We start from the raw sequence: 15,862 nt of genomic DNA on the forward strand, positions 1-15,862 counted from the left end.
CGCATACGCCCCAAAATGCCCTGTTGTATATTTTCCAGCATTTCGCAGCCACACCAAAAGCCTATTATACCTTAAACTCGTTATATGAAGCATACATATTCACATACGGGAGGGGCCCTAACTGTTGCCTCCAATCATGGCCCCTCGAATCACATTACCATCTCCCCCCACAGCTAGGGTCTCTTCTCCAAGAGGGTGAGAAAATGAGAAAGCGGGTTGTGTTTCTGATTTATCTCCTTCTTAGTTCTTACCTAAACGTTGGATTCGTCGGATTTTCTTCTGTCAGCGCAAAAGAAAACATCGTTTTTTACGACGACTTCAACGACAACAGCCTCGACACAACCAAATGGACGGAGGACGTTGTGGGGAGTGGAAACAGCTACACAGAGGCCAACGGGGAGGCGCAGTTCATAACAAAGGGTAGCAGAACAGGAAGCTACACAACAGAGCACTCTTTTCTCAGGAGCACCACCATAAACATAAACGACTGGAGCTACATTGTTTTTTCAGGGAGCTGGAAGTTTACAAACCCTGGAACCGCTGAGATGTGGTTTAGAATCCATGATGCCGACACAGGAAACTACATGGGTGTGCGCTATGTGAGCTGGCCCTCGGACAAGATAACTTACGACCGGCCAGAGGGCTCGATAACGGACTACAGGACAATACCCCGGAGTTACGTTCCATTCAAAGTCGTTCTCTACAGGGACAGGTTCGAGTACTGGGAGAGTGGAAGTCTCATCAAGACTGTACCAACGAGCGTCATGGAGAACACCACCAACTTCCAGCTTCTTATAGGCGGATGGGATGATACTCCAACGTTCTCATACATCTACTTCGACAACATCACCGTGGCATACGAGCCGGCCGCTCCGGAGGGGCTGAAGATAGCGATCACCTCGCCGGAAGAAAGAACCTACAACACCTCCACAATAGACCTCAACGTCACCGCCAACAAGCCCGTTGATGAGTGGCGCTACTCCCTCAACGGCGGGGAGAACGTTACGTTCGAGCCCAACACCACGATAACTGCCGAGGAAGGAGAAAATCTCCTCGTGGTGTACGCCTTGGCCGGAGACGAGAGGGCCGAGGCGAGGGTGAATTTCTACGTTGATACGACCCCTCCGGGAACGGTGGAAAACCTGACCCACGAGGTTGGGGCCGATTACATCCACTGGACGTGGGACAACCCGAGTGATGAAGACTTTGAAACGGCGCTGGTGTACATCGACGGTAAGTTCCAGGGCGAGACTGAAGAGGGCGAATGGTGGCTCGAGGAGCTTTCGCCCGGCGAGACTCACACCATTGGAATCCTTACAAGGGACTACGCCGGAAACGTGAACACCACGTGGGTGAACGACACGACAACCACGCTCACCCCCTCTGAAACCGTCTACGTCAACGAGAGCGGCTGGTGGTACGAAGGGAGTAGCTTTAACCCGAGCGAGACGCCGCTCCAGGACGGCGTAAAGGCTGCACTCGAAGGGGGGACGGTGATAGTCCTCTCCGGGACGTATCCGGAGAGCGTTGAGATAGACAAATCCCTCACGGTGGAGACAGACGAGGGAGCCGAGGTTCGCGGCGATGGAGAGGAATGGGACAACGGAATGAAGCCGGTCTTCTACGTGAGTTCGGACAACGTTACGCTGAGGGGGTTCACCATAAACTCATCCGTTTCTAACATCGGCGTCTGGATCGACGGGGTTGGGAACTGCACCGTCGAGGGGAACGCGATAATCGTGACCGAAACCAGCGAGACCGTCCGTTATGGTGTTTACCTCAGCTACGGTGGCAACAACGCCGTGAGGAACAACGAGATAAGCGTCTCAGGCTTCCAGGGGATCGGAATCTACGTCTACGAGGAAGAGAAGGAGAGCACCGTCAACGGAAACACGGTGACCGTCATGGGGGACAGCGCCGATGGAATAGAGGTCTTTTACACTTCATCCGATGTCTACGACAACGTGGTTTCCATAGACGGGGTTGCTGAGAACGGGGGTTACGCCCTCTATCTATACCTCGCGGGAGATTCCTCCATCAACGCCAACAACCTGACCACCAACTTAAGCGAGGCCAGCGCCTGGGCGATAAACGTCGTTGCAGAGTTCAGGGGCTCGCTCAACGGGAACAGGATAAACGGCGTTCTCACCGAGATTACCTGCCCCGGGGACTGCATGATACGGGGCGTTTCCCAGGAGGAGAGACCCGCACCGCCAGAAGGCTACGGGGACGTCGGGGAGTATCTCGAGGCCGAGATGGACTCGTGGCTCTGGCTGGCGTTCTACTACGAGGATGATGCCCTAACAGGTCTTCAGGAGGACACCCTCCAGGTGTGGCGCTTCATCGAGGGCTGGACTCTCGAGGGAACCTCTGACCACCAGCTCGAGGCCTCGAAGAACCTCGTTGGGGCGAACCTCACGCAATCGGGGATCTTCGCGCCGCTCGCCCAGGAGGAGAATGATGTTACCCCACCGGTTCTCACGTTCGCCGAGCCGACGCCGGGGAATGGCTCCCTGATCGAGCAATCGCACGTGATCTTCAACCTCACTTCGAACGAGAACCTCAGCTCAGCAACCATCGAGCTTGACGGGGTAAACCACACGATGACCGGTTCGGGAAAGGAGTGGAGTTACGAGACGGACGTCGCCGATGGAGTCCACACCTTTAGAGCCTACGGCCGGGACCTGGCCGGGAACACCAGGACGAGCGAGAAGAGGAGCTTTGAGGTTGATACGAAGGCCCCTAAGTATTCAAGCGTTGGCCAAGACAGGGATGGAATCCCACAGGGAGGAACGGTCAATATCCATGCCCTCTGGAGCGACCCCCATCTTGCCGGAGCGGTCCTCTACACGAACGTAACCGGCTCCTGGGAGGACTTCGATGAGGTAACCTTTGAGGGAACGGAGGGCTGGAGCAACTTCTCGGTAACCCTCGACGAGCCGGGCCTCTACTGCTGGAGGATAACGGGCTACGATGCCTTGAACCACGAAAACACCACACCGGTTTACTGTTTCGAGGTGTACGCGCCCCCGGAGATAATCTCGCACTCCCCGGAGAGTCCCGTTGAGAGCTACGAGGGGCAGGAAGTGAGCTTCTCAATTACTGCAGACCAGCTCGTAAACGTTACCTGGTACGTCGGTGAGAGGGAGGTTTTCTCGGAGGAGAACGTCTTCACCTCGACCTACACGAACTCCACGCCTAAAGCCGGTGAATACGGCGTTACAGCCATTGTTCAGAACGCCAACGGGAGCGCGAGCTGGAGCTGGGTCTGGTACGTCTATCCGAGGCCGAGCCTTAGCTTAGAGTTCGTTCCCCCGACGCCTGAAACCCGGGCCATGCTGAACGTCAGGACGGTAACGATAAACGTCACGTCCTCGATGGAGCTTGACGGGGCAACGCTGGAGTGGAACGGCGTCAACGAGAGCATGAGCGGCGAAGGGACGAACTGGTGGGTTTCAAAGGAGAACCTGCCGGACGGAACCTACACCTTCCGCGTTTACGGCTCATCGGGGGATCTAACCAACTCCACCGAGGAGAGAACCGTGGAGATAGACGCCACTCCACCCAGGGTTCTCGAGGCCGGGCAGGAGAGCGAGAGGGTAATAGCTGGAGAGAGCGTTGAAGTCTTCGCACTCTGGAGCGACTCTCACCTCGACAGTGCTGTTATGTGGACGAACGCGAGCGAGGGCTTTGAGTGGGTCGAGATTCCGCTCGAGCCCTCCAACGGCTGGAGCAACCACACCATACAGACCGATGAAAGCTTCGCCGGAAAGACCCTCTGCTGGTACATCGAGGCGAACGACACCTTCGGGAACGAGAACGAGACGGAAACCCTCTGCTTCAGGGTGGTCGAGCCGCTGAGAATCGTCTCGTTCTCGCCGGAGGCGGAGGAGGTAACCTTAGGAAGCGACGAGACCGCTGATTTCTCGGTGGAGCTGAGCAGGGAGGCCAACGTGACGTGGTACGTGAACGAAAGCGAGGTCCTGAGGGAGGAGGGGAGTTCCTCGACGTACTCGAACTCAAGTCTCATTCCCGGAATCTGGAACGTGAGCGTTGTGGCGAGGGTCGGCGAGGAGATGATAAGCCACTGGTGGCTCATGAGGGTTGGAAACGAGGACACCACACCTCCAAGGCTTGTTTTCGTGGAGCCAACCCCGGAGAACGGAGGGCTCGTTGGGCGTTCCGAGGTGGTGTTCAACCTCACCTCAAACGAGGAGCTTTCATGGGCGGTCCTTGAACTCGATGGGGAGAACCACACGATGAGCAGTAACGTGGACGGGAAAAACTGGTGGCTCGAGATGGAGCTGTCCGAGGGGGACCACCACTTCAGAGCCTACGGGAGCGACGTTGCTGGAAACACGAACTCCACCGGGGAGGTGAGGTTCAAGGTAGACTTAACCCCGCCGGATATCGAAGTGAGCGTTCCCTCGAAGGTGGAGATGAACTCCGAGGCCGAGGCAAGGGTGGTCATCACCGATGCCGCTCCCGACAGATACGAGGTGAGGCTCAACGGAAGGACGATAGCAAACGGCACCTACGCGAGCGGCAACCCCATATACGTTCCGATAAACACGTCAAAGACCGGCAACCTGACCTACCACGTCTATGCCACGGACGTTCTCGGGCACGGCAGCGAAAGGAATTTTACGGTTGAGGTAGTGGACACAACGCCCCCCATGATGTGGTTCATTGAACCAACCCCCGAAAACGGTTCACTCCTTGGCTGCTCCACCGTTCACTTCGTCCTGACCTCCAACGAGCCCCTGGCATCGGCTTCTCTTTACATAGACGGTGTCAGGTACTCACTCACCGGCTCCGGATACGAGTGGAGCGCCTCAATCACCCTTGAAGACGGCGTGCACGTGTTTTATGCGGACGGAAGGGACGAGCACGGTAATGAAAACGAGACCCCGCTCGAAACGTTTGAGATCGACACCACGGCCCCGGCCTACCTGCGGTACGGGCTGAGCGAGTATTCGGTCGTGAGGGGCAGTAAAGTTACAGCGTACTCCCTCTGGGGCGAGGAGCATCCGTGGAGGGCGTTTCTTGAGACCAACGAGAGCGGCTCGTGGGAGGTCGCCGGAGAGGTGGAGTACTCGGACTGGGCCAACTTCACCGTGGATACCGGAGGCCTCACTCCAGGTGTCTACTGCGCAAGGATCCGGGCGCTGGATGAACTGAATCATGAGAACCTGACTCCCCCATGTGCCTCATCGTCAGAGAACCCCTCAGCCTTCTGGCATTCTCCCCGGAAAGCCAAGAAATAGCAATCCTGGCCAACGAAACGGCAACTTTTGAGATAAGCCTAAACCAGATCGCCAACGTTACGTGGTCGGTGAACGGAAGCCCCACCCTCAGCGAGGAAACCTCAATTTCCATGTACTCCAACTCAAGCCTGATACCGGGCAATTGGAACGTCAGCGTTAGGGCGGAGAACAAGAACGGCAACGTTACCCTCTGGTGGCTCATGAGGGTCAGAGAAGCCGATAGAGCGCCTCCCGCTTTGATGTTCACGGAACCAACCCCGGAGAACGGTTCCCTGATTAACACGTCGAGGGTTACCTTCAACCTGACCGCCAACGAGGAGCTTTCAAAGGCCATTCTTGAACTGGACGGGGTCCCATACACCATGCAGGGCTCGGGGAGAAACTGGTGGGTCACGCTGGAGCTGCCGGATGGCCTCCACACGTTCAGGGCCACGGGAGAAGACGTCCACGGAAACACGAACTCCACCACCGAGGCAAGCTTTGAGATAGATACCGCCCCCCCGGAGATAAGCGTAGAAGCCCCCGAGGTCGTGGAGAGGGGAGAAGAAACCAGGGCAACGGTTGTAATAACCGATTCTCACCCGGACTTTTACAGGATAATCCTAAACGGCGAGGTCATTGCAGAGGGGCAATACTCCAGCGGGGAAGGGATTCAGCTCGAACCAAACACATCATCCTCCGGAAACCTGACCTACACCGTTGAAGCCCGGGACGGGGCAGGAAACGGGGCAAGCCTTGGCTTCACCATCCGGGTTGTGGACACGACCCCACCAGAGGTGTGGTTCATTCCACCCACCCCAGAGAACGGCTCCATTTTGGGAAGGTCACGGCTCACCTTCAACCTCACCGCCAACGAGAACCTCTCGGCGGCGGTTCTTGAAATAGATGGGAGCAACCACACGATGGAGGGCAGCGGGACCGCATGGGTCCTGACCCTTCAGGTTCCCGACGGGGAGCATGTTTTTAGGGCCTACGGGACGGATGAGAGCGGGAACGTTGGGCACAGCGAAACCAGGGTCATCGAGACCGACACCACTCCTCCTATCGTCCATGATCAGTTCGTAAACCTCACCCTTGAGTGGGAGAGGGACGGGATATACTCGACTCACGCAGAGAGGGGAGTCCGGGCCGGACTGCTCATCAACGTCACCGAGCCCCACCCTGGCCACTACGACGTCTACTTCAACCCGGACGCGAACGACCCCAACAACGGCTGGGTGATGCTCTACTCCGGGAACTACACCGATGGGGTTCCCTTCTTTGTGCCTTTCAACACGAGCGAACCAGCGTACGTCATGTACTACATCACGATATACGATGCCCTCGAGCACGGGGCCTACGGAAAGTACTTCTTCCTGCGCGTGAGGGACACGACTCCCCCGGCAAAAATAGAGGTTCTCGTCGTCACGACGTTCGTGGGCGGTGCGGAAGTGGCGTGGATCAACCCGAGCGACGACGACTTCAACCACACGGAGCTGTGGCTCGATGGAAGCCTTATAGGGAACTTCTCGGCGGCCCCTGGCTTGTGGGACGGGACAACCCTCACGCTCACTCCCGGGGAGACCTACAACATCTCGGTCGTTCCGGTTGACAGGTATGGAAACAGGGGCGATGCAACGTGGAAGGTCGTGACGATACCGTATCCGAGCCTTAACGCCGGCTACGTTCCCCCAACTCCCCCCGATGGAACCGAGCTGCCCCCGGACACTGACGAGATAAAGATACGGATAGAGTCGGAGGACAGTTTTGCATCGTGCGCCCTTTCGTGGGACGGCCAGTACTACAACCTCCAAGTCAAGACGGCGTGGAGGAACTACGTCGACGACAGGGGGCACATCCACACGAAGCTCATCTACTACTGCGAGAAAACCTTCTCCGGGCACCTGAACGGGGAGCACAGCTTCTTCGCCGTTGTGGGGGACGGCTACGGGCACTTCAGGTCGCTACCAACGAGGCACCTAACCGTTCTGTGGCCGTGCTTTGAGAACTGCCGGCTTGAGCTGAACTCGGTTGAGATGAACTACATGACGCTCCGCATACCCATCAACTTCACCCTCGACACCAACGCCATGCCATCGGGTTACTCCTATTCACTGAGTAACCTTGGCCTGGAGGAAACATTTGAGCCAAACGTCACGAGCCGGTGGGTCGGCGAGAGGCTTCTCGTAACCGGTAGCTACGTTCTCGACCTCCGGGAGATTCTCCCGAATCTCGGAAAGAAAGACCCCGAAAGCCTGGAGAGGATACTTAGCGGGGAGGAACCGCTGGAGCTCCAGATTACCGCGAGGGGGCCCTGCGGAAACGAGGTGTCTGGGGGAGCAGCTTTCACGGTCTGCCGGGGCAACGAGAGGCCGAGCCTCAAGGTAAAGCTCGACGGAGAGTACCGGCCGGGCGAGAGCGTCGTTCCGGTGGTTGAGGCCACCGACCCGAACGGCAACCTTGAGGGGGTTTACATATCGATCAACGGGGCGGAGTACATGGAGTACACGGCCGGCATGGACATCTCGAGCTACCTCGTCCCCTACAGCACCAACGTCGTCCGGATAAAGGCAGTTGACCTGTGCGGAGCTTCAACGGTGGTCACTGTGAAGGTCAGAATAACCGGGCCACCGGTGAACGGGAGCTGGGTGGTTGATGGGCCCCAGAACTGCGTAAACAAAGAATACACAGTGAACGGGAGCCTTCTAATAACTTCGAGCGGCTCCCTCGAGATGAGGAACTGCAGGATTCACGTTTTGGGAAGAAAAGTCGAAGTGAACGGCACCCTCAGGGTCCTTGAAGGCTCTCTGATAGAGGGCGGCAGGCTGGAAGGCTACGGAGGCAGCGTTAGCATCGAAGACTCAGCCCTGAAGAGCACGGGTGGCGGAACTCTTGCTGATGGAACGTTCACGGCCATCGACTCGTTCCTGGCCGGGGAGTTCTCCTTCGACATGACTCCGATTGAGATAGAGGAAAGCACGGTCGAGGGAGGCGTGAGCGGAAACTGGGAGGTCACCGTGAGGAACGCCATGTTCACGAGCGGAAGCGGGCTAACGCTCGTCAACCCCTCCTCGGTCACCGTCGAGAACGTGAGCTTCATTGATTGCGACTACGGGTTAAGGCTCCTCGACGGGCTTCCGTTGGAGATGACCTTCAGGAACATCAAAATAGACAGCCCCAGGGGGGCGGGGATAAAAGTAGATGTCTTCCCGGCTTTTGGGGAGGTCGAGTTCGTCAACGTGACCATCGAAGGAGGCGGCGTTGAGCTTTCGGGGGTAACCGTTCGCTTCGAAAACTCCAGGATAAGCTCGGAGGGAAGCGCCTTCACCCTGGACATGGCGGGGAAAGCCCTGACGCTCGTAAACTCCTCCGTATCGGGCGATGAAGCCTTCCGGGCAAGCCACCTCCAGACCCTCGAGCTGAGGAACACCAACGTGACCGGGAGCATTTCGGGTGAGATAGCGAACCTGGAGATAGACGTTGAAAAAGGCGCGGAGGCATTCATGAAAAGCGGGGAAGCTCGGAACGCCGACCTTCTCGTTGAAGGAATCATGACCCTGAGGAGCTATACCCTTGACGGAGGACTCGCGCTCGTCCTGGGGAACGGAACCTTCAAGATGGAAGACCTCGACGGAGTGCCCGCCACCAGCGATTTGGACGAAGATGCGAGCGTTTTGAGGAACATCAGGGTAGAATTCCCGGAGGAGGGGCACCTGAGTCTCCTCAACTCCAGGCTTGAGAACGTCACCCTCGTCTCGAACTCGAAGTGGGTCTTCATAAGGGGGAGCGTTGTAAACGGATATCTCAGCCTTAGCTCGAACGAAGATTCCATGGAGCAGGAGATATCCACCGAGAACCCCATAATGCAGGAGAGCAGCTGGTACTACTCAAAGAGCACCCCCTCCGCAGACTGGTATCGCTCAACCTCGACGGACGGCATGAGCGAGGGGAATGGTCCCTTCGTTACCGACTGGAGCTACGATCCCCTCGGCTGGAGTGGGGTGTACTCGGAGATTCGGGAGTTTTCGGAGCTCTACCTCAAGAGAACGATAAACGTGGAAGAGATGCCCCTGAGGGCCCTTTTCTACTACAGCGCGGTTGGTAGGGTTGAGGTGTACGTGAACGGCAGAAAGGTGGTCAGCGAAGAAGATTACACCCCCGACTACCGGGTGAACTTCTGGACCGGCCTTCACGGCGTTCCACACACCAACGTAGTTGACATAGCGGCCTACCTGGTTCCCGGGAGGAACCTGATAGCGGTAAAGGTGACCCTGCCAGATGAGTATCCCTACACCTCAATAGGGGCCTTTAAAGCAACCCTGCAGACGGAAAGCGGGGTCGCGGGGATAACCGACAGCATCATCAGGGGAGAGGTTAAAGGCTACGGAACGAGGGCGATATTCGCCAGGGACGACGTGAACGCGGATATTGAGTTCGGCTACCTCTCGTGGGTCTCCATCTCGGATTCCAAGGTTCACGGGGGAATCAAAGTCCTCGGAAGGCTCAGCGTTGAGAACTCCGAACTAGAAGGAAACGGCTCCGGAAACGGAATAGACACCGGTCGGGACTGGTCGCACGTGAGCGTCAGGGATTCCACGATAAGGAACTTCGAGCGGGGCATCAAGGCAATAGGCGAGCTCACCGTGAACGGGAGCGAGATAAGCGGGAACAGGATAGGTATAAGCACCAGGGGCTCGGTTGTTCACATCGAAAGCTCCTACATAACGGACAACGACATCGGCATTGAACTGTCAAACGTCACCGGAGAAATCCGCAACAACGTGATATACTCCAACGGAATCGGGATACACCAGTGGATGGGGAGCGACGACGAATACGGCTACGACAGAGGCAACCACCTCACGATATGGCACAACACGATCGTGTCCAACGACCTCGGCGCCCGTTTCGACGGGAAGCCCTACAGCATCGGAGGGGTTGGCTTTTACTACAACCTCGTCCAGAACAACGAACTCGGCCTTTACATCAACGACACCACCGGTCTCGGAATAAGGAACGACTCCCTGATCAACGAGAAGGACGTCTACATAACCTCGGAAACCCGGCTGACACCGTCCCTCATGGGAATAGACTGGGGCGGGCACCTCCCGGTTCGGGTCCTCAACTACTCCGCCGGCGTGATGTACACGGAGAGCGGCGACGTGGAGGAAAACTACGACGTCCTGGATATGTCCTGGAGGGCCCTGGTGGCCAGGGAAGGAACGACGGAGGAGGACTGGGGTTCAAACCTTCTCTCGGCTTTCCTCGATATAGAGCCCATGGAGGGGAACACCGTTCAGGGAGTAATCACCCTCAGGGGAAGGGCATCCTCACGGAACGGGCTGTCGAGGGTGGAGTACTGGGTCGTCCACGATGGGAACGTGACGACCGTACTGAACGCCACCGTGAACGGAAGCCTCTACGACGACTACGTGGTTCTCGACACCGCAGGGATGAACCTTACAGGAAAGGGCCTCCTCGCATTCAGGGCAACGGATTCCAGAGGGAGGACTTTGAGCTGTCTCAGGGGAGTGTACTTCGACAACGGGAGGCTGGTCATCACCAACGTTACGGTCAGAAACGCGACCAACATCTACACCCTCTACCGGGTGATATACGAGACCTTAGAGGACGGAACGGAGTATCCCGCAGAATGGCTACCATACACGGACAGGTTCGCCAACATCACCGTTGGGCTGGAGAACATCGGCTCCCTCAACGGTACCGCCAGGATAGAGATAGACCTGCCGGAGTTCATCGAGAGCCACACCGGAAAGGTGGATCAGTGGATAGCCCTGCCGCCCAACACCTCCGGGGTGTTCTACGCCGCCATACCGATAGTCGACTACGACTGGACGACGCTCACATGGACGGCTACGCCCGACGAACTGCCGCAGTACGACCGGTTCCAGGCGACGGTGAGGCTCTACGACCTCGACAACAACCTGCTCGACGAGAGGGAGATAACTGTTGGCTTCACCCTCGGCCCAGTCTTCGAGATAACCAGCTACAACATGTATGCGTACAGCAGGGCGTACTGCGAGAGCTATCCCGACTACTGCCACCAGGAGCCGCCCTACGACGGGGACGGCGACGACGTGGTCGAGGCGGCCGAGAGCCACCACTTCGACTTCGGCTACAAAAACGTGGGCGACGTCAAGGCCATCGTGAAGATAATCGACGTTGACGACAACATCCTCGAGAAGTCCAGAGAGACGGGCCGTATGATGAGCAAGAGCGCCTACCTCTTCCCAGGCTCCTCGGCATTGAAGGACGCTGGTTCCTCTGGAACGAACCTTTTTGGCGAGGTGGGAATAGACGAAACCAGGCTTGCAATGGACCTGTACATGGACTGGTGGACCGACCTGCCACCGGTTTTCATACCCCCGGTGAACTACAGCGGGCCTTATATCACCAACGCCCTCTTCTACTACGGCATAGGGGATAACAACGATACCGTTTACTACAGCCCGAGCCTGAACTACAAGAAACGGTCCGTCAGGGCCCTCAACAAGACCTTCGTTCCGCAGACGGTTTTCCTGAACCCGCTGGAAATTAAGGTGGTGGCCGTCAAGGACGGCAAAACGTACCTAACGCTCCGCAACACCCACGACGAGGTCTACTACGACTACTACGCCTACGGCTACTTCGGTGCGATGGAGGGATGGAAGTGGTACAACCTCCTTCCACCGGGCTTCACGATGAGGGCCGTTGCAGAGGACAGCCTCGAGCCCAACAAGGTGATTCCCCACTACCGGGTGATAGTCGGGACCAAGCCGTCCCTCATCGGGAACGAGTTCAAGGTGATAGCCACGGCAATAGAGGGCATCCTGGGCATTTTGGGGGTTGACGTTCCCGTTGAACTCATAGCGGTCACCTCCGGAAAGGTTCTCCTGAAGATGGTGAACCTGGCGGACACCGTTGACTTCCAGAGCGAATCGGAGACGTTCTCGGACCTGGCCAAGGGCTCCCAGAAAAATGAAACCGACGAGGCCCTCGTTTCGAGCAATGAAACGGTCATAGCGGTCGTTGACACCGACACCTTCGCCAGACTGGAGGAGAACTACGGGATGGACAGGAGCTACTACCAGAAGGTCAAACATCTCGACGAGCTCGATTTCGACGAGCAGATGGACGTTCTGGCGAAGTTCGGTAAGGCTGTTGTCATGGACGACGACATGCAGACCCTGTTCCTCGACACCCTCTTTGAGGTCCTCTTCAGCTTCGACCAGCTGGAAACCTACAAGACCACGTACGACGTTATCAAGGCGAGCTACCAGGTTGGAGCCGGAGTGGCCCACGGGAACGCCGGGGAGAGCGCCGGCGGTGCGGCATCTCTGTTTGCGATGGGCAGCAAAAAGGCCGCAAAAACCCTCGCCAAGGAGCTGGTTCTCAGTGAGCTCAAGAAAAGCAAGAGCTTCAGGAGCCTGAAGCCTGCAGATCAGAAAAAAATGCTCAAAAAGACCAAGAAGGGCGTGGCTTCTTTAGTCGCAACGACCCTGGAAATCTCGGAGTTCGTAGCCACTGTTGTCCTGGCTCCCCAGGGAGGCTCGAAGGTGATATACGTCCTCGATCCCCCCGGCAACTACACCGTTAGAGCCGAGGAAAGTGAGGGGATGCTCGTCTTCGGAGGTTCCGGCGGTGAAGGCCTGGGAAGGGGGAACGTCTCGCTGACATTCGGCGAGAGGGACGTTTACAGGGCCAGCTACGTTGCCCTGACCCAGAGCCTTCCGCTGGGGAGGCTCTTCAACGGGACGCTCGAGGAGATGGCCGTTAGGCTTGATGGGAGAAGAAACGGAAACATGACCGGCAACCTCACGATGGTCATCAAGCCGGCACCGGAGAAGGCGAAGTACGTTATAGCGGCGTTCCGCGATGAGGAGGTTGCAAAGGGCTTTGCGGGAAGCTATCTCTCGGGCATCTCCAGCCTGAGCGTCTCCATGGAGGGCAACCTTATCCTCCTGAGGGCTAAAGGCACGGTTAACGCCCAGCCCGAGGACGAGGAGATACACCTAAACGTTACTGTTAACAGAGACACGCTCCGCGCGAGCATCGTCAGGATAGGCTACTACCGCAACGTCGAAATCAGGTCCTCCTTCGGGGTTCCGCTCAACGAGACGACCGTGGAGGTAAGGGGGGAGAACGTCACCGTCGGGAGTGGCCAGGAAAGTGTGGTGATATCCAGAACCGAGGAACGCCCCAACATCACGATATCCTCCGAGAAGGTTATTGAGGGCGAGAAGCTGTTTATCCATACCTCAACCCCGTGTTCGCTGAGCTGGAGGCTCGGCAACGTTTCCGGTTCCGGGAACTTTGTGGCCACAGCAGGCGTTGAGCCAGGCAACTACTCGCTCCTGGTGGAATGCACCTACGGCGGCGGGAAGGCCGAGGAGAGGTTCCCCGTCCGCGTGGTTTCAAGACCTCTCGTCAGAAATGCCACCGATGGAGCCCTGGTGAGCCTCAAAGAAGGCTTGCAGGGCTTCTTCGAATTCGGAACGGACCTATACTTCCTGAGCTTCAAAGCCCTGAGCGACCTGGGAGGAGTTCTCGGCGTTTATCAGCGCTCAGGAAGCGTGGAAGCGCCGGAGGGATACAGGTACGTCACCTACGCGCTCTTTAACGTCACCCACCCGGCCAACTGGTCGGTGGAGAACGTTACGATAAAGTTCAGGGTCTCAAAGGAATGGCTGAGGGAGAACAACGTAAGCCGGGAGGAGGTTCTCCTAATCCACCGCGAGAACGGCTGGGTGGAGTACAGACCAAACCTCGAGCGCGAGGATCGGAGGTACGTTTACTACCGCGCCAAGGTTCCATCGCTTTCCCTCTTCGCCGTCGCGGGCAAGGTAAAGGTCGAAACGCAGGAGGAGCCCACCCAGACGGAAACGGAAACGCCCACCCAAAGCGGGAGCCAGGAAAGCCCGTCCCAGACAACGCCGGCACCGGAAAGGGGAAACGCCCCCTACTACCTCCTCGCGGCGCTGGCAATCCTGGCGCTGGTCGGGATTTACCTGTACAGGAGGGGGTAAGGTTTAATTTCCAAGAAAGGGGCGCTGTCCCCTGGTCACTTTTTACCCCAGTAGAAACCCTTGAAAAGCTCAACCTCCTGGACGTAGCTCCTGCCGAGCTTCAGCGCAGTTTTGGCCCTCTCAAGCTCCCTGCCGAGGTAGAAGGCGTGCCTTGGGGAGATTTCAAAGCGCTCAAGAATCGTGTCGATTATCGCGTTCGGTTCGTCGCCCACTACCGTCAGAACCGCCTCCGTTCCGCGGTGGGCGTTCACCCAGATTCTGCCGTTTTCAACCCAGATACGGAAGTAAACCGGTTCAAGCTCGACCGGTTTTTCCTCGGCCTCAACTATCGCTCCGGCGGGTTCAAACCTCCAGTCTGAGGCTCTCTTCTCCTTAAGGATCAGCAGGTCGAAGCCGAGATCCTTGGGCATATCGAAGAGGTTCATGTCGATTGCTCTCCTCAGCTCCCTCACAGAACCCCTGGCTTTGGCGCTGGTCTCAGTTGTCAGGAGCAGGTTTATCGAGAGTTCCTTGGCGATTCCGGCGAGGAGGGCGTTCATTCCAGGACTGTCCGCGTCGTATAGCTCGACCACGTTGCCGACGCCGGCCAAAAGAACGTCGTCCGGATTCCTCTCGCGGTAGAGCTGGAAGGCAGTAACCGAGCGCGCCAGGTGGGGAACGTGCTCAAGGATCAGGTCGGGGATTACGGTTTTGTAACCCAAATCGAGGGCCCTCTCCTTCAGCCTCTCCAAGAATTCAACCCTATCCGCCGGCTTCACAGGGAAAAAGCCCTTCCTCTGGTTGGTAGGGATTAAAACGACAGGCTTCTCCGTTACGGGCTCCTCAAGGTTGCCCTCGTCAACGCTCAGGAAAAGGTCCGCATAGTTCAAAGCCGCCTCGATTTCAGCAGTGTTGAGCGAGTCGAAGCTCACCGGGACGTGGAAGCCTTCCTCACCAAGCCGCTCCCTTATCTCGGGGATTTCCTCGATGAAATCGAGATTCGTCTCTCCCGCCACCATGCCGATGTCGATTATATCCGCCCCCTCGTGGAGGTAGTAGAAGGCCTTCTCAACCGTTTTTTCAACGCCCAGCCTTGGGGCATCAACCACCTCTCCAAGAACCCTCGCCGGAAAGTCTCTTCCCGCGGGAAGGTTGCCTATGAGGACGTTCCACGGCCTTTTGAGGGCCTTCTCAATGTAGCGCCTGTTTCTGGTCTTATTTCTGATGTCATCGACCCTTTTGAGGGCATCGAAGGAGAAAAGATCATCGGCCGGGAGCTCCTTGCTGAGTCTGAAGCCTTCGCTTAGGGCCTTGAGAGTCTGGGGGATGTCCATTGCGTTCCTCGGCCCCTTAAAGGCCGGGATTCCGAGTTCGTCTTCGATGAGCCCTGCAGAACCCCTGACGAGGCCGGGGATGAGGATCAGGTCGTAATCCTCGCTATTTACGCGGGCCTGTTTCAGGTAGCGGACTATCATCTCGGGAGTCAGGAAAGCGGCGACGCTGACCGGCGTGACGAAGACGTCACAGCCTTTGCCATACTTCCTCACGATGGGTTCCGCGAGCCTGCCCGTAACCAGGAGCATCCTTTCACAGGGGATTCCGCTCATGTTA

3 protein-coding genes are annotated in these 15,862 nt (G+C 57.3%); 2 read left to right on the forward strand and 1 reads right to left on the reverse strand.

Annotated elements, in window-relative coordinates; all coding sequences use genetic code 11:
- Nucleotides 1-203 precede the first annotated feature (203 nt).
- Together FH039_RS09135 and FH039_RS09140 are read left to right on the forward strand one after the other, a co-directional pair.
- Entirely contained in the window at nucleotides 204-5,267 is a 5,064-nt protein-coding gene (locus FH039_RS09135) for an Ig-like domain-containing protein (protein WP_139681062.1), read from the forward strand.
- Nucleotides 5,204-14,272, forward strand: a complete 9,069-nt coding sequence (locus FH039_RS09140) for a PGF-pre-PGF domain-containing protein (RefSeq protein WP_139681063.1) — start codon at nucleotides 5,204-5,206, stop codon at nucleotides 14,270-14,272. Before FH039_RS09135 ends, FH039_RS09140 begins: the two co-directional genes overlap by 64 nt.
- A gap of 35 nt (nucleotides 14,273-14,307) precedes the next feature.
- Here FH039_RS09140 and FH039_RS09145 read toward each other — a convergent pair whose 3' ends face one another.
- Complete coding sequence (locus tag FH039_RS09145) at nucleotides 14,308-15,858, reverse strand: dihydropteroate synthase-like protein (protein WP_139681064.1); 1,551 nt, start codon at nucleotides 15,856-15,858, stop codon at nucleotides 14,308-14,310.
- Nucleotides 15,859-15,862 lie beyond the last annotated feature (4 nt).

Origin of the sequence: Thermococcus indicus (assembly GCF_006274605.1) — an archaeon.
In the GTDB taxonomy this organism is placed as follows: Archaea; Methanobacteriota_B; Thermococci; order Thermococcales; family Thermococcaceae; genus Thermococcus; species Thermococcus indicus.